The organism is Bacillus sp. 7_6_55CFAA_CT2 (genome assembly GCF_000238655.1).
GTDB classification, from domain to species: Bacteria; Bacillota; Bacilli; order Bacillales; family Bacillaceae_G; genus Bacillus_A; species Bacillus_A cereus.
Genome location: NZ_JH414708.1, coordinates 16,446 through 38,085 on the forward strand (window position 1 = coordinate 16,446; position 21,640 = coordinate 38,085).

Genomic DNA, 21,640 nt, shown 5'->3' on the forward strand with positions numbered 1-21,640 from the left:
TATGAGCGTTGCGAGTAGGAATTATGAGATGAATTTCAGATATGAAAAAGGAGCCGCATAAGCAGCTCCTTTTATAGAAAGTATCCAAGTAATAATCCGATTCCCATGAGGAGACCGAAGATCGTATTTGTTTTTGCTGTTGCAATCATCGCAGGTACCATTTCCATTGGAATGCTTTTGCCGATAAAGCCTTTCGTCGCTTTAAATGCTTTCGGTGCACTTAAAAATACGATAAGCATCCATGGTGATACGATGCCCACGATAATTAAAGCAATTGTCCAAATGTAGGAAACGATGAACATAGAAGCAAGTACACCAACCGCTCGCTCACGTCCAACGAGAATTGCTAACGTTTTACGACCGTTTTCTTTATCGCCATCTAAGTCACGAATATTATTAGCTAGTAAAATGGCACCAATTAAAATGGAGCTTGGAATAGATAGTAAAATGACTTCTGATGTTACAGTTCCAGTTTGAATAAAGAATGAAATTCCAATAATGATAACACCCATAAATAATCCGGCTGTTAACTCTCCAAATGGTGTATAGGCAATGGGAAGTGGGCCACCCGTGTAAAGGTAAGCAACGGCCATACAAACAAGACCGATTGCAGCAAGCCACCAGCTAGAATTCATACAAATATAAACACCTAATAGTATTGCGATGCCGAAAAATCCAAATGCTAAGTTAAGCACTGTTTTTGGCTGAATGCCATCGCGAACGATAGCGCCGCCGATACCAACTGAACCTTCGTGATCGAGTCCTCTTTTATAATCAAAGTATTCATTAAACATGTTTGTTGCTGCCTGAATGAGAAGACAAGCAAGAAGCATTATAAGGAAAAGAGGGAGATGGATTTGATTTATACCTCCGACCTGCATTGCATAGGCTGTTCCGATGAAAACAGGAACGAAAGCTGCTGTTAATGTATGGGGACGTAGTAAACTCCACCAAATGCGCCAGCCTGTTTGCTTGCTTGGTTTTGGCGCCGTAGGAGAGGAATTCGTTTCGACGTTCATTTCCATGTTGAATCCTCCTTTGGTCACATATTGTACACAACTAAGTGTAGAAAAAGCATCATTTAGTGTCAACGTTTATTTTCTAGGAAGAGAAGGTGAATTTCTCAGAAATGCTAAACGTTGACAGGCCTTTCGTTTGAGGTGTATCTTAAAATCAAGCGTAATTATGACTATTTTTCGCCCATAGGGGGGAGACAATTGTGATTCAAACGAAACAAAAAGGCTTGCAAGAAGTTCTTAGTGCAGCCATTAAGCATGCAACTGATGAAAAAATATTGGTTAGTTTTGTAAAACAAATAGACTGGATGGATCCGCTTCTGTTTTATGCAGCAGGAAAAAGGATTGCATTGGAAAATAGATGTTATTTTGCAGATCCAGCTCAGCATGTAATATTTGCTGGAATTGGCTCTGTTTTCACTATAGCAAATTCTTCTCACAAACGCTTTCAAGCGGCTCGTGACGAGTGGGATAAAGTAAAAGAGAAAGCATTTGTACAAAGAGAAAAATATGAATTTGGAACAGGTCCTCTTTTATTTGGTGGATTTTCATTTGACCAAGAAAAAGAGAAAACGGACTTATGGAAAGAATTCGATGATACGACATTTTCACTACCAGCATTTTTATTAACTGTAAAAAATGAAAAAGCATGGTTAACGATGAATACATTCGTTTCAGCAACAGATTGTGCAAAAACTCTTTATAACGAAATTGTTTCTTTAGAAGAGAAAATTTTTGGGGAGAGTAAATGTGCATTAGAAGGATCGAAATTAACAGTTACTTCTAAAGTGGAAGTGGATCCGAAAGGCTGGATGAAAGCCATTGAGAAAGTGCAAGATGAGATGAAGCAGGGTAACGTGCAGAAGGTTGTATTAGCGAGGGAGCTAAAAGTAGAAATGGATCATCATATTGATTCTGCTCTTGTTTTAGAAGCACTTCGCATTGGGCAACCGGATTGTTACGTATTTTCTTTTGATTATAAAGGAGCATGCTTCTTAGGAGCGACGCCAGAGAGGTTAATTCGCAAAGAAGATGAGAAGTTTACTTCGATGTGTCTTGCTGGTTCAACTGGTCATGGTCAATCTATAGAAGAAAGTAAGCGAAATAGTAATGCGCTTCTTCATGATGAAAAGAATTTAGCTGAACACGGTTATGTTGTGAACATGATCAGGTCGGTATTAAATGAGCACTGCGAATACGTTAATATTCCGGAGAGTCCAGGTCTATTAACAACGAAAAACTTAATTCATTTATATACGCCTGTAGAGGCAAAAGGCACTGCGAGTCTTTTAACGATGGTAGAAGAATTACATCCAACACCAGCTCTTGGCGGGACACCTCGTTTGGAAGCGATGAAACTGATTCGTGATGTTGAATTGTTAGACAGAGGATTATATGGTGCACCGATTGGCTGGATAGATGATGAAGGAAATGGTGAATTTGCGGTTGCACTTCGCTGCGGATTATTAAATGGCGAGAAAGCATCCTTATTTGCCGGTTGCGGGATTGTAATTGATTCAGTACCGCAACTTGAATATGAAGAGACAAGTTTGAAGTTTAGACCGATGCTTGGTGCTTTGGAGGAATTAATGAAATGAACAATCATATAGAAGCATTATCATATTATTTAGGCGCGTTCGTGGATGAACTGACGCGTCTAAATGTATGTGATGTTGTCATTAGTCCAGGCTCACGGTCAACGCCGATTGCTCTACTAATGGAACAACACGAAGGAATGAACACATATTTACATGTAGATGAAAGATCTGCAGGATTTTTTGCGCTCGGTATCGCAAAAGCGAAAAAACGTCCGGTTGCATTATTATGTACGTCAGGAACGGCAGCAGCGAACTACTATCCAGCTGTATGTGAAGCTTTCCATTCACGAGTGCCGCTTATCGTCTTAACAGCAGATAGACCGCATGAATTAAGAGATGTCGGTGCACCACAAGCGATGAATCAATTTAATTTATACGGTACGTTTGTGAAGCAATTTACAGAGATGGCACTTCCAGAAGCGAGTGAAGCGATGTACCACTACGCTCGCATGACAACGCAGCGCATGATAGCAAGTGCTTGTTTAGCGCCGCAAGGACCTGTTCATCTTAATTTTCCAGTTCGTGAACCGCTTATCCCGGACTTTTCATTAGAAAGTTTATGGGATAAAGGACGCGGGGAATATACAGGAGTAGTTCAGCAAGGGAACGTGGTGATGCCGAGTGAATATGTAGATTCTCTTGTAGGGCGCCTTTCACATATGGAAAAGGGGCTTATTATTTGTGGAGATGATAGTCATTCAGAAATCGCAACGTTTGCAACGCAACTAGCTGAAAAAACGGGATACCCAATATTAGCAGACCCACTTTCGAATATTCGTAGCGGACACCACGATAAAACGATGGTAATCGACTGTTATGATACATTTTTACGAAATGAATTGTTAAAAGAGACGTGGAAGCCGGACGTTTTAATTCGTTTTGGTGGTATGCCTGTTTCGAAAGCATTAACGCAGTTCATTAAAAAACAAACGAAAGCTGTTCATATCGTTGTTGACGAATCTGGACAATGGAGAGATCCAGCTCTTGTTGCGACAGAAGTTGTACAGGCAAGTGATATTGCATTTTGCAGTACATTAATAGAAAAAATGCCAGTTATGAAAAAGAATGATTGGTCCCAAATGTGGCAACATATAAACGAAAAAACGAAGGAAACGCTTCGTGAAATGGAAACATATGAAACTGCATTTGAAGGAAAAGTCATTACAGATATTGTACGCGTATTACCAGAAGGAGCAACGTTATTTGCGAGTAATAGTATGCCAATTCGTGATACAGATTCATTCTTCTTCACATCAGATAAAAATATTCAAGTGATGGCAAACCGCGGTGTAAATGGGATTGATGGCATCATTTCGACAGCTTTAGGAGCGAGCATGATTTGCGATCCGCTCGTATTAGTCATCGGTGACTTATCATTCTATCACGATTTAAATGGACTATTAGCTGCAAAATTACATGAATTAAATATAACGATTGTCGTTGTAAATAATGATGGTGGGGGTATTTTCTCATTCTTACCACAATATGAGAAAAAGGAACACTTCGAATCGTTATTTGGAACGCCGATTGGGCTTGACTATGAGCATGTTGTTAAAATGTACGGTGGTTCATTTAGCCGGGTAAATGGTTGGGAGCAATTCCGAGAAGAGGTACAAAAAGGAACGACGACAAAAGGTTTACACGTTGTAGAAATTTGTACGAACCGTGATGAAAACTTAACATTGCACCGGAAATTATGGGCAAAAACACAGGACGTAATTACTACATCATTGCAAGGTGAATCAAAATGAAAGTAACGCTGCAAGGTGTATCGTATGAATATGAAGTAGTCGGAAGCGGGGAACCACTTCTACTTCTTCATGGTTTTACGGGAAGCATGGAAACGTGGCGTTCTTTTATCTCTTCATGGAGTGGGCAGTTTCAAGTTATTGTAGTGGATCTTGTTGGACACGGAAAGACCGAGAGTCCTGAAGATGTTGCGCATTATGACATTCGAAATGTGGCATTGCAAATGAAAGAACTATTAGATTACCTTCATATTGAAAAAGCACATATACTTGGCTATTCAATGGGCGGTAGACTGGCGATTACGATGGCGTGTCTATATCCAGAATATGTACGTTCTCTTTTATTAGAAAATTGTACAGCTGGACTCAAAAGTGAAGATGAGCGAAAAGAACGCTGTGAAAAAGATGAGCGACTTGCCGATAAAATTGAGCGAGAAGGCATAGAAAGTTTTGTATCGATGTGGGAAAATATTCCGCTGTTTGAAACGCAAAAACGTTTAGCAAAAAACGTACAAGAAGCGGTGCGAAAAGAACGACTTGCTAACAACCCAAAAGGGCTCGCAAATAGCTTGCGCGGCATGGGAACAGGGGCTCAGCCTTCATGGTGGAATGAGCTAAAAAACTTAAAAATACCTGTTCTTTTAATGAACGGGGAGCATGATGAAAAGTTCTTTTGCATATTAAAAAACATCGAAAAATGCGTCTCTGACGCGAAATTTGTCAAAATTGATGGTGCTGGCCATGCAATTCATGTGGAACAACCGGAAAAGTTTGATACAATAGTAAAGGGATTTCTAAAAACTATGCAGTGATGCTTTTTCATCTAAGAAGGAAGCTACACTTATAGAGGAGATCAGAAATATACAAGGAGGTAGTTGTAATGGCTATTGAATGGGTAAAAGAAGGCAATTACGAAGATATTATTTATTCAACATACAATGGTATCGCAAAGATTTCGATTAATCGCCCTGAAGTACATAACGCATTCCGTCCTAAAACGGTAATGGAGTTAATCGACGCTTTTGCACAAGCTCGTGATGATGCAAATGTTGGCGTTATCATTTTAACAGGTGAAGGTGGACGTGCATTCTGTTCTGGCGGCGACCAAAAAGTTCGTGGTCATGGTGGATATGTAGGTGACGACCAAATCCCACGTCTAAACGTATTAGACTTACAACGTCTAATTCGCGCAATTCCTAAACCAGTTATCGCAATGGTAGCAGGTTATGCAATCGGTGGTGGACACGTACTTCATATCGTATGTGACTTAACAATCGCTGCAGACAATGCTGTATTCGGACAAACAGGTCCTAAAGTAGGAAGCTTTGACGGTGGATACGGAGCTGGTTACTTAGCTCGTATGGTAGGCCACAAGAAAGCTCGCGAAATTTGGTACCTATGCCGTCAATACAGTGCTGGGGAAGCACTTGATATGGGCTTAGTAAATACAGTAGTACCATTAGAACAACTTGAAGCAGAAACAGTACAATGGGCACAAGAGATCTTAGCAAACAGCCCAATGGCACTTCGTTTCCTAAAAGCTGCATTCAACGCAGACACAGACGGTCTAGCTGGTATTCAACAACTAGCTGGAGATGCAACGTTATTGTACTACACAACTGACGAAGCAAAAGAAGGTCGCGACGCGTTCAAAGAAAAACGCAGTCCGGACTTCGGTCAATTCCCTCGTTTCCCTTGATCAAATCAAAAGCGTAGCCGACTGCTTAGCCCCGCTGGCTAAGGTTCTTTCGCACAGAAAGTGTTTTTTACTTTCTTGTGCGGAAGGTTCTTAGACGGAAGGGGCTAGGAGGCGCAGCTAGATGAAACCAAAAGCGGAAGCGGCTCGCTTAGAATATGAGGGGGATGGAGCTTCTGACGTAGAGGCGTTTTTTGCCTCGTAGGAAGAAGTGAAGCCACCGAACATTCTAGCTGCTGTAGCTGGATGAAACCAAAAGCGGAAGCGGCTCGTTTAGAACAAGAGGGTGTTGGAACTCCTGACGTAGAGGCGCTTTTTGCCTCGTAGGAAGGCGTGAAACGACCGACTGTTCTAGCCGCTGTAGCTGGATGTGACAAAGCGGAAACAAAACAACTAAGAGACTTGATGTCATATCAAGTCTCTTTCTTTCATGAAAGGAGAATGTATGATGGAGACGATGCCAAATTGGTTAAAGCAACGTGCATTTTTAACACCAGATCGCACTGCAATTGAAATAGAGGAAGAGAAAGTTACTTTTATGCAGCTGCATGAAAAAGTAGTATCTGTTTGTGAACACCTTACGCATGTAGGAGTGAAGCGTGGGCAAAAGGTGGCTGTTCTGATGAAAAATGGTATGGAGATGATTACAGTTATTCACGCTCTATCTTACGTAGGGGCAGTAGCTGTACTTTTAAATACGCGTCTTTCAAGAGAAGAGCTACTTTGGCAAATGGATGATGCTGAAGTTGTTTGTTTAGTGACGGATCAAGATTTTGAGGGTAAAGATGTTCCTGTATATTCATTCGCTGAAGTAATGAATGGACCGAAGGTGGAAGCCTCTATACAAGAAGAATTTTCTTTAGAAGAAGCGATGACAATTATTTATACGTCGGGGACGACTGGGAAACCGAAAGGTGTTATTTTAACGTACGGCAATCACTGGGCAAGTGCAGTTGGCTCTTCGCTTAACTTAGGGCTTCGTGATGACGATTGTTGGTTAGCTTGTATGCCGATGTTCCATGTTGGCGGGTTATCTCTTTTAATGAAAAATATTATGTACGGCATGCGCATTTTACTCGTTCCGAAATATGATGCTGACTTTATTCATAAAGCACTTCAGACGAGAGGTGTTACGATTATTTCTGTCGTTTCTAAAATGTTAACAGATCTATTAGAAAGACTTGGAGAAGAGACATATCCATCTTCTTTACGATGCATGTTACTGGGCGGAGGACCAGCGCCGAAACCGTTACTCGAAACATGTGTAGATAAAGGAATTCCTGTGTATCAAACGTACGGTATGACAGAAACGTCTTCGCAAATTTGTACGTTGTCCGCGGATTACATGTTAACGAAAGTAGGATCAGCTGGGAAACCACTATTTCAGTGCCAACTACGTATTGAAAAAGATGGCGTAGTAGTGCCGCCGTTAGTAGAAGGCGAGATCGTAGTAAAAGGACCAAATGTAACAGGCGGCTACTTTAACCGGGAAGATGCGACGCGCGAAACAATTCAAAACGGATGGCTTCATACTGGTGACCTCGGTTATTTAGACGAAGAAGGATTTTTATACGTATTAGATCGCCGCAGTGATTTAATTATTTCTGGCGGGGAAAATATATATCCGGCTCAAATTGAAGAAGTGTTACTTTCTCATCCGATGGTAGCGGAAGCTGGTGTTGTCGGTATGACTGACGATAAATGGGGACAAGTACCCGCTGCTTTTGTTGTAAAAAATGGAGAAGTAACAGAAGAAGAAATTCTTCATTTTTGTGAGGAGAAATTAGCGAAATATAAAGTGCCGAAAAAAGCGTGTTTCTTAGAGGAATTGCCACGAAACGCTTCGAAAAAATTGTTAAGACGAGAGTTAAGACAATTAGTGGAGGAGATATAGGTGGAAATAAAAAAAGCGACGCTTCATATAACGGAAATGCCACTCGTCATCCCGTTTGCTGCAAGCTACGGGACGTATGAAAAGCGTGAAAGTATCGTCATTGAATTAGAAGATACGGACGGATACATTGGATTTGGCGAAGTCGTTGCGTTCTCTGAACCGTGGTACACGGAAGAAACAGTGAAGACTGCGCTACATGTACTTCAAGATTTTTTATTACTGGATTTATTAAAGGCGGAGATTTCTCATCCGAATGAAGTACCTGGTTTGTTCCAACATATAAAGAGAAACAGAATGGCAAAGGCGGGAATTGAAGGGGCTGTTTGGGATTTATATGCGAAGCGACAAAAGAAGTCATTAGCGACATTGCTAGGCGGGACTAGACCTGAAATTGAGGTCGGTGTTGTAATTGGTATCAATACAATTCCGGTTATGTTAAAACAAATCGAAAAGTATGCAGAAGAAGGATACGAGCGTTTTAAAGTGAAAATAAAGCCAGAGCATGATTACGAATTATTGAAAGAGATTCGTAAAGAGTTCCCGCACATCCCGTTAATGGCTGATGCAAATTCAGCCTATACATTAGCGGATACGGAGAAATTGAAACGATTAGATGAATTTCAATTGATGATGATTGAACAACCGCTAGCGGATTACGATTTTCTTGATCATGCACAGTTGCAAAAGAAAATTGAAACGCCCATTTGTTTAGACGAAAGCATCCATAGTTTAGAAGACGCGCGCGTTGCGATTACGCTGGGAAGTTGCCGCATTGTAAATATTAAACCAGGGCGAGTGGGCGGATTAACGGAGTCGATTCAAATTCATAATTATTGTATGGAGCATAATATCCCTGTTTGGTGCGGTGGTATGGTAGAGATGGGGATTTCACGAGCGCAAAATGTTGCGCTTGCTTCGTTGCCGAACTTTACGATTCCTGGCGATATATCTGCTTCTAGTAGGCACTGGGAGAGGGATATTATTTCGCCGGAAGTGATGCTTGAGGGCGGAAAGGTGATTGTACCGCAAAGTGTTGAAGCTGAGTATGAAGTAGACCGCGGAAGGTTGGCGGAAATTACGAAGCAGCGAATTGTTTTGGAGCGGTAGGTTGAGTCTTTCAAATAGCGGGCGAATTTCGTCGGTAATTGTCGGTAAGTCGATATAATTGAAAAATCGCTGATATAATTCGAGTTACGGTTGATATAATTGGAAAATCGCCGATATAATTCAAGTTGTGGTCGATATAATTGAAAAATCGCCGATATAAATTTCATTTACTAAGGTTACTCCCGCGAGTAACCTTTTCGTATTGTACAAATTGGATAGACTAGTTTACAATCGAGCGTATAAAGGGGGAGTAATATGAAGCGCATTTCAATTTTAATAGCGGATGATGAGGCAGAAATTGCCGATTTAATTGAGATACATTTAGAAAAAGAAGGTTACCACGTCGTGAAAGCAGCTGATGGAGAAGAGGCAATTCATGTTATTGAAACGCAGCCAATCGACTTAGTGGTTTTAGATATTATGATGCCGAAAATGGATGGTTATGAAGTGACGCGCCAAATTCGTGCGAAGCACCATATGCCAATCATTTTTTTAAGTGCGAAAACATCTGATTTTGATAAGGTGACAGGTTTAGTATTAGGTGCAGATGATTATATGACGAAACCTTTTACACCGATTGAATTAGTCGCACGTGTAAATGCACAATTACGCCGATTTCTTACGTTAAATCAGCCGAAAGTAGCAGAGAATAAATCTGCTTTAGAGGTAGGCGGAGTCATTATTGATCCTGAGCGAAGAACAGTAAATGTGTACGGAGAACAAGTTGAATTAACACCGAAAGAGTTTGATATTTTATATTTATTAGCGAGCCATCCGAAGAAAGTGTACAATGTAGAAAATATTTTTCAGCAAGTATGGGCAGATGATTATTTTGAGGGCGGAAATACAGTTATGGTACATATTCGCACATTGCGGAAAAAGCTTGGGGAAGATAAAAGAAAGAATAAGTTAATAAAAACAGTGTGGGGAGTAGGGTATACTTTCAATGGGTAAAAAGATGAGAAGTTTTCGCTCGAAGATGGTTATGCTATTTGCGTTAAGTATGATATTTGCTGGTGGCGTAACGTATATCATTTATGAAGGATTACGAATTTATTATAAATTAGTCGTTCGTTTTGAGGACCCATTAGCCCAAGTTCGGTCAATGGTAAGACAAATTGGGGATGTTAATTTCTTTTTAATTATTTTCATCCCTCTATCCATTATGTTTTTCTTCTTCCTTACTAGGCCTTATGTAAAATATTTTGATGAGATTTCAAGTGGGATTCATCATTTGGCGAACGGGGATTTTACAAATGAAGTGCGCGTGTCATCAAACGATGAGTTTGGAGATATCGCACGTGAAATAAATGTTGCGAGTGAAAAGTTAAAAGAAGCGGTGGAAAGAGGAGACTTTGCTGAAAGTAGTAAAGATCAGCTCGTTGTAAACTTAGCTCATGATTTAAGAACTCCATTAACATCCGTGTTAGGGTATTTAGATTTAATTCTTAAAGATGAGAATTTAACAAAAGAACAAATTAAACATTTCTCCACAATTGCATATACGAAATCGCAAAGGCTCGAAAGTTTAATTGATGAGTTATTTGAAATTACACGTATGAATTATGGCATGCTAAAGCTGGATAAAAAGCCGATTGATATAAGTGAACTACTTATACAGTTAGATGAGGAATTGTATCCTTTATTAGAGAAACATCATTTACAAGCTAGGTTGAATATTGATCCTCATCTGCCAATTAACGGTGATGGAAAATTGTTAGCTAGAGTATTTGAAAACTTGTTAACAAATGCCGTTCGATACGGATATGATGGGCAATTTGTTGATCTGAATGGGTATATCGATAATGGAGAAGTTGTCGTACAAGTTATGAATTATGGAGACAGCATTCCAGAAGAAGATTTACCGTATCTTTTTGATATGTTTTATACAGGTGATAAATCGAGAACTGAGAACCGTGGCGGGACAGGCCTTGGACTGTTTATTGCGAAAAATATTGTTGAGCAGCATAACGGTACCATTTCTGCTGAAAGTAATGTAGTTAGAACAATGTTTGAAGTGCGATTGCCAAAAGACGAGAACTTAACAATTTAATAAAAATTTAAACTTTACCCCACTTTTTATTTTAATAGTTTTTTCTATTCTATACGTAAGTTACGTTAAGGAGGAACTAGAAATGAAAAAGTGGGTATTTATTTCTTTTTTTATTAGCATGCACAGTATGTGTAGGCTTTTATATATCACCGTTATTTCAAAAGGAAATCGATGTTAAAATTGTCGGAAAAGATGAGCTAGTAAAGGCGGCAAATACCGAGAGGAAAGAGATTACGAAGGAACAAATTTATAAGGGTGATTTATTATTAGTTAATAGGGATTATCCAGTAAAAAAAGATAGTATTAGGTCTGATATTATAAATGTAAATCATAATAGTGAATTAGTAAGAGGCTACGTAATATTTGATAGAAATCTTCGTTTATCAAAGTATGTTGTAAAAAAGTTTTTGAACGTTGTCGATGCGGCTGGAAAAGATGGCGTACAGCATTTCTTAATGAGTAGTGGGTATCGAGATTTTAAAGAACAAAGTAAATTATATAAAGAAATGGGATCTGATTACGCGCTTCCAGCAGGATATAGTGAACATAATTTAGGATTATCACTAGACGTTGGATCAACGCAAAAGAAGATGGAGAAAGCGCCTGAAGGAAAATGGATCGAAGAGAACGTATGGAAGCATGGCTTTGTATTACGTTATCCGAAAAATAAAAGTAACATTACTGGAATTCAATATGAGCCATGGCATATCCGTTATGTTGGCCTACCTCATAGCGCAATTATGCAAAAAAAGAATTTCACACTAGAGGAATATTTAGAGTTTTTAAAAGAGGAAAAAGAGGTTTCAACTGAAGTAGAAGGTAAGAAATATACTGTTTCTTATTATAAAGTTTCTGAGAATACGAAAGTGAACGTTCCAGCAAACAAGCAGTATGAAATTTCCGGGAACAATATGGATGGGGTTATTGTGACGGTTCAGGAATAGAGAAGAAGGCTGTGCCATTTGGGACAGCCTTTTCTTATATAAGAAAGGAATTGACGTTTCTTGTCGGTAAATCGATATTCCTTGTCGAATCGTTGATATATTATAAGTTATGATAGATATAATTGAAAAATCGTTGATATAATTTCCTATACTATTACCATTTTGGAGGAGCATCTTTTTATTCACTTTCAAACATTATAACGTTATATTTACTTCTCTCTTTTTTTGTGTTACGCTAAACGTGTGAAAGACATATAAAATGAAATTTTAATGTAAGCGTATTCTTATGGCTTCTTATAGAAAAGGGTGGAAGTACAATGACAGAACGATTCGTACTACGTAATGTGAAACGTGTGAACGGGGAAGAGATTGACATTGTAATTGAAAATAACAAAATCGCACAGGTGACGAAAGCTGGTGCTGGCGAGGGTGGAAAGGTTCTTGATTACTCTGGTACTTACGTATCGAGTGGCTGGATTGATTTGCACGTTCACGCTTTTCCAGAGTTTGATCCGTATGGCGATGAGGTAGATGAAATTGGCGTTAAGCAAGGGGTAACGACAATTGTTGATGCGGGTAGTTGCGGTGCTGATCGTATTGCAGATTTAGTAAAAAGTAGAGAGCAGGCAAAGACAAATTTATTTGCCTTTTTAAATATTTCTCGCATCGGTTTGAAACGAATTGATGAATTATCCAATATGGAATGGATAGACAAAGAGAAAGCGATAGAAGCAGTAGAAAAGTATAAAGATGTAATCGTTGGGTTAAAGGCGAGAATGAGTAAAAGTGTCGTTTGTGATAGCGGAATTGAACCGCTTCATGTTGCACGCTCTTTATCTCGTGAAACATCATTACCAATTATGGTACATATCGGTTCAGCGCCTCCTCGCATTGAGGAAGTTGTACCTCTTTTAGAAAAAGATGATGTCATTACACATTACTTAAACGGGAAAGAAAATAATTTATTTGATGAAGAAGGCAAACCGTTACCTGTGTTACTAGATGCAGTGAAGCGCGGTGTGCATTTAGATGTTGGGCATGGTAATGCCAGTTTTTCTTTTAAAGTAGCAGAGGCTGCGAAGCGTCACGATATCATCTTTAATACGATTAGTACAGATATTTACCGGAAGAATCGTGTGCATGGTCCGGTGTATAGTATGGCCCATGTTCTTTCGAAATTCCTTTACTTAGGTTATCCGCTAGAAGAAGTAATTGACGCGGTTACGAAAAATGCAGCAGAGTGGCTGAAAAAACCAGAGCTTGGCCGCATTCAAGAAGGCGATATTGCAAACTTAACTTTATTTACGGTGAAAGATGAGAAGGTTACGTTAATTGATTCAGAAGGGAATCAGCGCGTTGCTGAAAGAAGAATTGATACGAAAGGGGTTGTAATTAATGGGTCATTCATTGAATGCTAAGTACGGATTAAAAAGAGTGATTAATGCGAGCGGTAGAATGAGTATTTTAGGTGTATCTGCTCCTACAGATACAGTAATGGATGCGATGAAACATGGTGGACAAAATTATGTGGAAATTGCTGATTTAGTAGATAAAGCAGGAGACCATATTGCGAGAATTCTAGATTCAGAGGCAGCGGTCGTTGTGAATTCAGCATCGAGCGGAATTGCGCTTTCTATCGCTGGTATCGTTACAGAAGGAAATCGCCGTAAAAGTGAAAGACTTCATCAAGAAGTAATCGCGAAAAACGAAGTGATTATGTTAAAAGGTCATAACGTTCAATACGGTGCTCCTGTTGAAACGATGATTTACTTAGGTGGAGGAAAACTCGTTGAAGTTGGCTACGCAAATGAAGGGAAAGCAGAACATATTGAAGATGCGATTGACGAAAATACAGCAGCAATTCTTTATGTGAAATCACATCATGCAGTGCAAAAAAATATGATTTCTGTTGAAGAAGCATGGGAAGTAGCGCAGCGAAATAACGTACCACTTATCGTTGATGCGGCAGCTGAAGAAGACATTCAAAAATATGTGAAGTATTCAGACCTTGCCATTTATAGTGGTTCAAAGGCAATTGAAGGACCTACTTCTGGTATTGTTGCCGGTAAACGAAAATATATCGAATGGCTGAAAGTGCAATTACATTGCATCGGAAGAAGTATGAAAGTCGGGAAAGAGACAACTTTTGGCTTACTTCAAGCGCTTGATGAGTACGGAGTAAAAGAAGATAAGAGCGAGCAAGAAAAAGAATTGCTACAAGTACTTATGCCGCTAAAAGAATTAAATGGTGTAAATGTAACGATCGTTCAAGATGAGGCTGGAAGAGCAATCTTTAGAGCTCGTATTCATATTAACGAGAAAGAGTTAAACAAATCAGCAAGAGATGTTGTGACTGCATTACGCGAAGGGGAAATCGCCATTTATACACGTGATTACGGAGTAAGACAAGGATTCTTTGATATTGATCCACGTCCACTTCAAGGTGATGACATACATGTGATTGAAGAAAAATTGAGAGAAATTGTAGGGGGAAACTAAAATGACAAACATTCAAAAACGTTTTTATAAAGGACGCGTAGCATTAAATGTATTAGCAAACAATATCCAAAATGCGAAAGATATTTTTGAAGCAGCAGAAGGTTATGTAGTAGTGGGAGTGTTATCAAAAGACTATCCAACAGTAGAAGAAGCTGTTACAGCTATGAAAGCATACGGAAAAGAAATTGATGACGCTGTATCAATCGGACTAGGCGCAGGAGATAATCGCCAAGCAGCAGTTGTGGCTGAAATTGCGAAGCATTATCCTGGTAGCCATATTAACCAAGTGTTCCCTTCAGTTGGAGCAACGCGTGCAAATCTCGGCGAAAAAGATAGCTGGATTAATAGTTTAGTATCACCAACAGGAAAAGTAGGTTACGTAAATATTTCTACTGGCCCAATTAGTGCGGCTGGAGAAGAAAAAGCAATCGTTCCAATTAAAACAGCGATCGCACTTGTACGTGATATGGGCGGAAATTCATTGAAATACTTCCCGATGAAAGGGCTAGCTCACCAAGAAGAATATCGCGCAGTTGCGAAAGCTTGTGCAGAAGAAGGATTCGCATTAGAGCCAACAGGTGGAATTGATAAAGAAAACTTTGAAACAATTGTACGTATTGCGCTTGAGGCAAATGTAGAGCAAGTTATCCCGCACGTATACTCTTCTATTATTGATAAAGAAACTGGTAATACGAAAGTAGAAGATGTTCGTGAATTATTAGCAGTCGTGAAAAAGCTAGTTGATCAATATGCGTAAGAAAATTGCAGCGTTCGGCGAAGTAATGATGCGCCTGCAAGTACCTGGATATGAATTGTTGTCGCAAGCTAACACGTTAAATTACTCATTTTCAGGTACAGGTGTGAACGTTGTAGCGGCACTTTCTCACTTAGGGCATGAAGGGCTTCTTATTTCAACTTTACCGGAAAATTCGGTTGGAGATGCAGCTGTATCTTACATTCAAAAGTTAGGGATTCAAACTTCTCTTGTTTCAAGAGGCGGTAAATATGTAGGTATGTATTTTTTAGAAAATGGATTCGGTGCACGTGCAAGCCGCGTTACATATTCGAATCGATTAGAAAGTAGCTTCAATACGGCATGTGAAGAAATGTATCAATTTGAAGAAATCGCAAAGGAAATTGATATCGTTCATTTTTGCGGAATTACACTTGCGATGAATGATACGGTGCGTCATCATATGAAATCTTTAGCGAGAGCAGTTAAAGAAAACGGAGGAACCGTCGTTTTTGATTGTAATTATCGTCCCTCACTTTGGGGAGAAGACGGATATGAACAGGCAAAACCGCATTATGAAGAAATGCTAGGACTTGCTAATATCGTTATGATGAATGAAAAAGATGCGATGTTCGTTCTTGGGATGAAAACAGAAGAGACGGAGCGTGAGGCGCAGCTGCTGGATCTTATTCCAAAGGTAGCTGAAACGTATCATATCGCTACAATCGCTGGTACTCATCGCTCCATCAACAGTGATAATACACATTCGCTTCGCGGGTTTATATGTAAAAATGATTCGTTCACTTTTGCAAAAACACTTACGTTTTCTGTATATGATAGAATAGGTGCTGGAGATGCTTATACGAGCGGAATTATTCATGGCGAGATAAAAGAGTTTGCACCAGAGAAAGCTGTTTCATTTGCGTCAGCAGCTGGAATGCTAGCACATACAATCGTCGGTGATACGCCAATGTCATCAGAGAAAGATATACTTCGGGCGATGACGGCATCAGTAGGTGATGTAGAAAGGTAGTGGGTGTAACAGTGAACGTAACGAGGAAAAAAGGACCATTATATTTACAAATAAAAAATATTATTCGTGATCGAATATTGCATGGCGTATATGCGATTCATACGAATATTCCTTCAGAACCGCAATTAGAAGAAGAGTTCAAAGTTAGTAAGATTACAGTGCGTAATGCCATTAAAGAACTCGCTCAAGAAGGATACTTGGAAAAGAAAAGTGGTAAAGGAACGAAAGTGATTCGTAATACTTCTGCGACAAAACTGTCAAAGGGTAAGAAATTTACAGAAGTATTAGTGGAAGAAGGATATAAAGTACAGAAGAAATTGCTAAAAGCAGAAGTCGTGCATAATGAAGAAGGAACAGTGCCATTTCGATTATTCGGGAAAGAGAGTTTCCGTATCGAACGTTTATATACGTTAAATGATGCACCGTACATTCATTATACGCACTATTTCTCAGCAGGAATGGCAAGTACAGATTTATCGGACTTTGATTTACAATCGCTTTATGATTTAGTTGAAGACCGAGGTATACATTTAGAAAACTTCAGAGATGAATTCGCGGTTGGGCTTGCACCTAATTTCGTTGCAGAAGCGCTAGGTGAAAAAGAGGGAACAGCGTTATTAAAACGTATGCGCTATTCTTATGATGAAGTTGGCGAAGTAATTGAATATAGCGAAGGCTACTACAATACAGAAATGCAGCATTATGTAGTGAATTATGACGTATAAAAAAGAGGGGATGTTCCCTCTTTTTTTATAAAGTAAAACTTTAATTAGTGGAGGAGGGCATCACCCACTAATTATTAGCCCACACCAATCGGGATAAAAGTAAGGAGAATGAGAGATGGATATATACTTATTAATCGTCACGTTACTTGCGATCACAATTGTTATTTTAGGGGTATCATGGTGGAAATGGCATGCATTTATTAGTTTAACAGTTGCGAGTTTGTTTTTAGCTATTATGTCTGGACTGAACTTAACGAAAATAGTGGCTGCCTATGAAACTGGTGTTGGTAGTGTACTAGGTCATTTAGTTGGTATTTTGGCACTTGGAACTATACTCGGGAAAATGATGTCTGATTCAGGAGCAGGCATGCAAGTTGCAGATTTCTTTATTCGATTTTTCGGCGTAAAAAAATTACCTTGGGCTATGTTATTTGCAGGTTTTGTTATAGGGATTCCCGTCTTTTTTGAAGTAGGGATTGTTATTTTATTACCACTTGTAATTTCAATTCGAAAAACAACGAAGCAAAACATATTATTAATTGCTTTACCTGTTATTGCGGGATTATCTATCGTACATGGGCTAGTACCTCCGCATCCAGGTGCCATGACTGCAATCGGTATTTATAACGCGAACTTAGGAAAGGTACTTTTATATTCATTAATTATCGCGTTACCGACGGCTATTATAGCAGGCCCAATATTTGCAAAGTGGGTACATAAGAGGGTTATACCTGAAAATGAACCGGAGCTTGTTCGAGTTACGACAGTATCAACTGATTTGCCAAGTCGTAAAGTTTCATTCTTTATTATTTTATTACCAGTTGTATTGATGATTTTATCAGTAGTTGCACCATATATTTCATTACCGAAAAAATTGACTGAATTTTTCGTATTTACAGGAAGTCCAGTAATCGCCTTACTTATTTCATGTTTCGCAGCATTTTATTTACTTGGTATCAAACAAGGTATTAATAAAAAGATGATTAAAAAATTAACAGATGAAAGTTTATTGCCTGTCGGTTCTATTATTTTAATAATTGGTGCAGGCGGTGGATTTAAACAAATATTAATTGAAAGCGGCGTTGGAACAGCTATTGCACAAATGGCAGAACATATTTCGTTATCACCAATCGTATTAGCTTTCATGGTAGCTGGTTTAATTCGAATTGCAACAGGTTCAGCTACAGTAGCATTAACGACAGCAGCAGGGATTGTTTCACCAGTTATTCAGCACATGTCTGGTGTGAATTTAGAGCTTCTCGTTATTGCAACCGGTGCAGGTTCATTAATGTTTTCTCACGTAAATGATGCAGGGTTCTGGCTTGTAAAAGAGTATTTAGGTTTGACGGTGAAGGAAACATTTAAAACGTGGACGGTGCTGGAAACATTGTTATCATTTATTGCATTTGGTTTTGCTCTTTTGTTGAATATGTTTCTTTAAAGGATACCTGAATAGGTATCTTTTTTTTTGATTAAGCCCAATTCCTAAAACAAGCCCGTTTTTAGGTAAGCCAAGCTTCCTATTCGCCCTGAAAACATAATATAAATGGAATCCCCTCATTTAGAGCAAGGTGAACTTGTTATGAATGATACTAAAGGAGGAATAGGGTAATGAGCGAAAAGTGTGAACACAGACATGATGATTGTAACCGCAGACATGGTTGCGGAGGCGGTTTTGCGCTTCTAATCGTATTGTTTATTTTATTAATTATCATCGGTGCTAGCTGCTTCGGCGGAGGCGGCGGTTGTGGCTATGGTGGTTACGGCGGTTACGCAGGCGGCTACGGTGGATATTGCTGCTAATTATTAAAAACTATTGAAAATAGCCTTGTGCATATTGCACAAGGCTATTTTATTCATATTTTTATATGCTGTGATAATTTATTAATGTACAGAGAACGGATTAAGAAGAAGAAAATGATCTCGATAACCCCGAAAAAGGTGAGTACGATACATGTCTCTTTTAGTAAGGAGAAAGAAAACATGCTTTGTAAAAACTTAACCGCAAATAATGTGTGAACACCAGCAACGATGTAAGGAACGAAAAATAAAATTCCTAATTGAATCGTTGCAGAGCGAAACATTTCTGATTCAGTTAAGCCAAGCTTTGTAATCGTAATATACTTTTGTCTTTCAGTTGTTAAGTCATTATACATACGGAAGTATAAAACACTAGCCGCACCGATAAAGAAAATAAAGCCGAGAAATGCCCAAATAAAGAATTGAGCAACTGCATTTCCTTTACCGTAAATGAGTTCATCCGTAGCCGTGTGTATGAAGAAAGGAACTTGAGCGTTCTCTTCTGTATGCTTTTCGTAGAACTCACGCGCATCGCCACTAATAACACGTAACATATTTTTGGTTGGAACTATTGCATTTTCCCAGTTTTCTACGAAGTAGTTATAGATTACAGTTGTTTCAATATGAGGAATCATATTATCAAATACATAATCTTGTACGACAGCTAAATGTGGGAATGCAAAGGATGGTTCGATTCCCTTATTAATAAACCCTTTAATATGAAATTCTTTTTTATTAGACCCGAGTGTAATCGTATTTTGCTTTGCAAATGGATTAGATACGAGATCGAGAAGTTCTGGTGAGTGCCGAGAAATAATATAAACTTCTGTAGAATCGATTGTTATTTCCGGTCTTTTCAATTGTTTAGCAATTGCGTTATAATCACTCATCTTCATAAGCATAATATCTTCTTTGGAAGCTGTATCTTTTAATACTGTAAACTTATATTTTTTGTAAAGAAAATTATTAGTTGTAAGCTCCGTTTCAATTGTAGAAATATGCTTTTGTTCAAGGGAATTGTCACCTTCTGATGTATACGTGAAGGGAACGGGATATCGCTCTAGTACTGATGCCTTCGTATTGTTATTAGCAGCAAATAACCCGATAATAATCGTAAATGCAAGTGCAGATAGCATAGAAACAATAAAGAGTACATTAATATTACTGCGTGTACGAGAAACTAAATCTGAAATCCATAACATATTTATTTGTTTCAAATAAAACTTTCTGCGCTTCTTTAAAATATAGATGAAAAGAAGGAATGTTTGTGAAAAGAATAAATATGTCCCGACTATTACGAGCGGTAAAATAGATAACATAATAAAAAAGACAGATCCATTTTGCACATTTTTTTCCGTTACGTAGCCTCGCGGATAACCAGCGATATAATAGCATAGCCCTAAACAAATTAAAGCGAATAAAGAGATGAGTATAGATGGTCTTTTTTCAGCTGGCATTTTCTTATTCCCCTTAATGAGGTGGGCTGTTTTTCGAGTACGAATAAACATTGGTGTAAACGTAGAAACGATTAAAAATAAAATGATAAACGTTACGGTTGTAACGATAATCGCTTCTGTTGGCCAATATAAATAGAGACCTTTCGCACTTGTTAATTTCGAAGTGACTAATAAGAAAAAGTTAGAAAATACAAGTCCACCTTGAATGCCGATAAAGATAGACAATATCCCGATTATCATATTTTCAGTAAATAACAATCTTTTTAATTGTCTCTGTGAGATACCAAGAATAGTGAGTATCCCGAATTGCTGCTTCCGAACATTTAAAAATGTTCCAATTGAATATAAGAGAAAGAAGAACGAGAACATAACGATCACAAGCTGTGCTGTACTAGCTAAGTTCATTAGAGGATCACGTTCTTGAAAGCTTTGTATACTCTGTAAGCGCGGATGATACGCGTATACAGTAAATGAAAAGAAAACCATGATAGAAAAAGCACTACTTACAAAGTAGGCGAAATATGCTTTCGAATTACGCGAGACATTTTTAAATGCGAATTGCCAAAATGTCATCCACGTCTTCCTCCTAATAACGCTAGAACATCTAATATTTCTTGATAAAATTTCTCGCGATATAATCCGCGGTGCAGTTCATTGTAAAGCTCGCCATCTTTAATGAAAATAACACGGTTACAATAACTTGCTGCAAACGGATCGTGCGTAACCATTAAAATCGTTGCATCTTCTTCTTTATTTAATTTCGTAAATAACTCCATTACGTCAATTGCCGCTTTTGAATCTAAGTTTCCTGTCGGTTCATCGGCTAGTAGAAGTGAAGGATGATGAATAACAGCACGTGCTACTGCGGTACGCTGTGCTTGTCCCCCAGAAACTTCAAAAATACGCTTGTCCAAAATATGATCAATTCCAAGCTTTTTTGAAATGTTATCAAGCTTTTCATCCATTTCTTTTAATGGAACATTATCTAATGTTAAAGGTAATACGATATTTTCACCGATTGTCAGTGTATCTAGTAAGTTAAAGTTTTGGAAAACAAATCCTAACTCTTGTCTTCGGAAAATAGCTAACTTCTCTCTACGAAATGTGTGCGGTTTTTTTCCGTTAATCACGACATCACCAGAAGTCGGAGAATCGATTGTAGAGATAACGTTTAAAAATGTAGATTTTCCGCTACCAGATGGTCCCATAATGGCAACGAATTCCCCTTTATCCACGTGTAAATTTATATTTTTTAAAGCAGTATGAGGGACTTTCCCCTCATATACTTTTGAGACGTTTTTTATGTGTAATACTTCTTCCATAGTAATCACCTTTCT

Annotated in this window: 19 protein-coding genes; 16 read left to right on the forward strand and 3 right to left on the reverse strand. The window is 38.6% G+C overall.

Annotation, left to right across the window (positions count from 1 at the left end; genetic code table 11):
- Positions 1-71: 71 nt before the first annotated feature.
- Positions 72-1,025 carry a 1,4-dihydroxy-2-naphthoate polyprenyltransferase gene (locus tag HMPREF1014_RS00155; RefSeq protein ID WP_000425740.1) on the reverse strand — a complete coding sequence of 318 codons (954 nt, stop codon included), beginning with the start codon at positions 1,023-1,025 and terminating at the stop codon, positions 72-74.
- Positions 1,026-1,219: 194 nt separating this feature from the next.
- Between HMPREF1014_RS00155 and HMPREF1014_RS00160 the strand changes: the two genes are divergently transcribed.
- The 16 genes from HMPREF1014_RS00160 to HMPREF1014_RS00245 all read left to right on the forward strand — a co-directional run bounded on the left by HMPREF1014_RS00160 (position 1,220) and on the right by HMPREF1014_RS00245 (position 18,849).
- Positions 1,220-2,614, forward strand: a complete 1,395-nt coding sequence (locus tag HMPREF1014_RS00160; RefSeq protein WP_000616754.1) for an isochorismate synthase — start codon at positions 1,220-1,222, stop codon at positions 2,612-2,614.
- Positions 2,611-4,365, forward strand: coding sequence for a 2-succinyl-5-enolpyruvyl-6-hydroxy-3-cyclohexene-1-carboxylic-acid synthase (gene menD, locus HMPREF1014_RS00165; RefSeq protein ID WP_001059221.1), 1,755 nt, complete (start codon positions 2,611-2,613; stop codon positions 4,363-4,365). The genes HMPREF1014_RS00160 and menD overlap by 4 nt, the downstream gene beginning before the upstream one ends.
- Positions 4,362-5,174 (forward strand): 2-succinyl-6-hydroxy-2,4-cyclohexadiene-1-carboxylate synthase, encoded by an 813-nt coding sequence (gene menH / locus HMPREF1014_RS00170; protein ID WP_000869217.1) that lies wholly within the window; start codon positions 4,362-4,364, stop codon positions 5,172-5,174. The genes menD and menH overlap by 4 nt, the downstream gene beginning before the upstream one ends.
- 68 nt (positions 5,175-5,242) lie before the next feature.
- The gene (menB, locus tag HMPREF1014_RS00175; RefSeq protein ID WP_000963884.1) at positions 5,243-6,061 is read left to right on the forward strand and encodes a 1,4-dihydroxy-2-naphthoyl-CoA synthase; all 819 of its coding nucleotides are present in this window, start codon (positions 5,243-5,245) and stop codon (positions 6,059-6,061) included.
- Positions 6,062-6,506: 445 nt separating this feature from the next.
- Positions 6,507-7,952, forward strand: coding sequence for an o-succinylbenzoate--CoA ligase (locus HMPREF1014_RS00190; protein WP_000449552.1), 1,446 nt, complete (start codon positions 6,507-6,509; stop codon positions 7,950-7,952).
- Positions 7,953-9,059: an o-succinylbenzoate synthase gene (gene menC / locus HMPREF1014_RS00195; protein ID WP_000403286.1), complete on the forward strand. Its 1,107-nt coding sequence runs from the start codon at positions 7,953-7,955 to the stop codon at positions 9,057-9,059.
- Between the two features lie 255 nt (positions 9,060-9,314).
- Entirely contained in the window at positions 9,315-10,013 is a 699-nt protein-coding gene (locus HMPREF1014_RS00200) for a response regulator transcription factor (protein WP_000822497.1), read from the forward strand.
- Entirely contained in the window at positions 10,006-11,112 is a 1,107-nt protein-coding gene (locus HMPREF1014_RS00205; RefSeq protein ID WP_000516809.1) for a HAMP domain-containing sensor histidine kinase, read from the forward strand. Before HMPREF1014_RS00200 ends, HMPREF1014_RS00205 begins: the two co-directional genes overlap by 8 nt.
- A 143-nt stretch (positions 11,113-11,255) precedes the next feature.
- Positions 11,256-12,056: a M15 family metallopeptidase gene (locus tag HMPREF1014_RS00210; protein ID WP_496204229.1), complete on the forward strand. Its 801-nt coding sequence runs from the start codon at positions 11,256-11,258 to the stop codon at positions 12,054-12,056.
- A gap of 317 nt (positions 12,057-12,373) precedes the next feature.
- Positions 12,374-13,474: an amidohydrolase/deacetylase family metallohydrolase gene (locus tag HMPREF1014_RS00215; RefSeq protein ID WP_000139937.1), complete on the forward strand. Its 1,101-nt coding sequence runs from the start codon at positions 12,374-12,376 to the stop codon at positions 13,472-13,474.
- Positions 13,452-14,555, forward strand: coding sequence for a DgaE family pyridoxal phosphate-dependent ammonia lyase (locus HMPREF1014_RS00220; RefSeq protein ID WP_000510096.1), 1,104 nt, complete (start codon positions 13,452-13,454; stop codon positions 14,553-14,555). Before HMPREF1014_RS00215 ends, HMPREF1014_RS00220 begins: the two co-directional genes overlap by 23 nt.
- Before the next feature lies 1 nt (position 14,556).
- Positions 14,557-15,312, forward strand: coding sequence for a 2-dehydro-3-deoxy-phosphogluconate aldolase (gene dagF / locus HMPREF1014_RS00225; RefSeq protein ID WP_000181933.1), 756 nt, complete (start codon positions 14,557-14,559; stop codon positions 15,310-15,312).
- Positions 15,305-16,321: a sugar kinase gene (locus HMPREF1014_RS00230; RefSeq protein ID WP_001227515.1), complete on the forward strand. Its 1,017-nt coding sequence runs from the start codon at positions 15,305-15,307 to the stop codon at positions 16,319-16,321. Before dagF ends, HMPREF1014_RS00230 begins: the two co-directional genes overlap by 8 nt.
- On the forward strand, positions 16,321-17,046 hold the full coding sequence (locus HMPREF1014_RS00235) for a GntR family transcriptional regulator (RefSeq protein ID WP_000539288.1): 726 nt from the start codon (positions 16,321-16,323) through the stop codon (positions 17,044-17,046). The genes HMPREF1014_RS00230 and HMPREF1014_RS00235 overlap by 1 nt, the downstream gene beginning before the upstream one ends.
- A 115-nt stretch (positions 17,047-17,161) precedes the next feature.
- Positions 17,162-18,487 carry a gluconate permease GntP gene (gene gntP / locus HMPREF1014_RS00240; protein WP_000356189.1) on the forward strand — a complete coding sequence of 442 codons (1,326 nt, stop codon included), beginning with the start codon at positions 17,162-17,164 and terminating at the stop codon, positions 18,485-18,487.
- A gap of 170 nt (positions 18,488-18,657) precedes the next feature.
- The gene (locus HMPREF1014_RS00245; protein ID WP_001290392.1) at positions 18,658-18,849 is read left to right on the forward strand and encodes a YjcZ family sporulation protein; all 192 of its coding nucleotides are present in this window, start codon (positions 18,658-18,660) and stop codon (positions 18,847-18,849) included.
- 53 nt (positions 18,850-18,902) lie between these two features.
- Here the strand turns inward: HMPREF1014_RS00245 and HMPREF1014_RS00250 are convergent, their stop codons facing one another.
- The gene (locus HMPREF1014_RS00250) at positions 18,903-20,876 is read right to left on the reverse strand and encodes an FtsX-like permease family protein (RefSeq protein ID WP_000144927.1); all 1,974 of its coding nucleotides are present in this window, start codon (positions 20,874-20,876) and stop codon (positions 18,903-18,905) included.
- Positions 20,873-21,625 carry an ABC transporter ATP-binding protein gene (locus HMPREF1014_RS00255; RefSeq protein WP_000393250.1) on the reverse strand — a complete coding sequence of 251 codons (753 nt, stop codon included), beginning with the start codon at positions 21,623-21,625 and terminating at the stop codon, positions 20,873-20,875. Before HMPREF1014_RS00255 ends, HMPREF1014_RS00250 begins: the two co-directional genes overlap by 4 nt.
- Between the last annotated feature and the right edge of the window lie 15 nt (positions 21,626-21,640).

Bases quoted from the DNA above. Each gene is read 5' to 3' on its own strand.
- HMPREF1014_RS00155 (WP_000425740.1), bottom strand. From the start codon at position 1,025: ATGGAAATGAACGTCGAAACGAATTCCTCTCCTACGGCGCCAAAACCA.
- menD (WP_001059221.1), top strand. From the start codon at position 2,611: ATGAACAATCATATAGAAGCATTATCATATTATTTAGGCGCGTTCGTG.
- menH (WP_000869217.1), top strand. From the start codon at position 4,362: ATGAAAGTAACGCTGCAAGGTGTATCGTATGAATATGAAGTAGTCGGA.
- menB (WP_000963884.1), top strand. From the start codon at position 5,243: ATGGCTATTGAATGGGTAAAAGAAGGCAATTACGAAGATATTATTTAT.
- HMPREF1014_RS00190 (WP_000449552.1), top strand. From the start codon at position 6,507: ATGGAGACGATGCCAAATTGGTTAAAGCAACGTGCATTTTTAACACCA.
- HMPREF1014_RS00200 (WP_000822497.1), top strand. From the start codon at position 9,315: ATGAAGCGCATTTCAATTTTAATAGCGGATGATGAGGCAGAAATTGCC.
- HMPREF1014_RS00205 (WP_000516809.1), top strand. From the start codon at position 10,006: ATGGGTAAAAAGATGAGAAGTTTTCGCTCGAAGATGGTTATGCTATTT.
- HMPREF1014_RS00215 (WP_000139937.1), top strand. From the start codon at position 12,374: ATGACAGAACGATTCGTACTACGTAATGTGAAACGTGTGAACGGGGAA.
- HMPREF1014_RS00220 (WP_000510096.1), top strand. From the start codon at position 13,452: ATGGGTCATTCATTGAATGCTAAGTACGGATTAAAAAGAGTGATTAAT.
- dagF (WP_000181933.1), top strand. From the start codon at position 14,557: ATGACAAACATTCAAAAACGTTTTTATAAAGGACGCGTAGCATTAAAT.
- HMPREF1014_RS00230 (WP_001227515.1), top strand. From the start codon at position 15,305: ATGCGTAAGAAAATTGCAGCGTTCGGCGAAGTAATGATGCGCCTGCAA.
- gntP (WP_000356189.1), top strand. From the start codon at position 17,162: ATGGATATATACTTATTAATCGTCACGTTACTTGCGATCACAATTGTT.
- HMPREF1014_RS00245 (WP_001290392.1), top strand. From the start codon at position 18,658: ATGAGCGAAAAGTGTGAACACAGACATGATGATTGTAACCGCAGACAT.
- HMPREF1014_RS00250 (WP_000144927.1), bottom strand. From the start codon at position 20,876: ATGACATTTTGGCAATTCGCATTTAAAAATGTCTCGCGTAATTCGAAA.
- HMPREF1014_RS00255 (WP_000393250.1), bottom strand. From the start codon at position 21,625: ATGGAAGAAGTATTACACATAAAAAACGTCTCAAAAGTATATGAGGGG.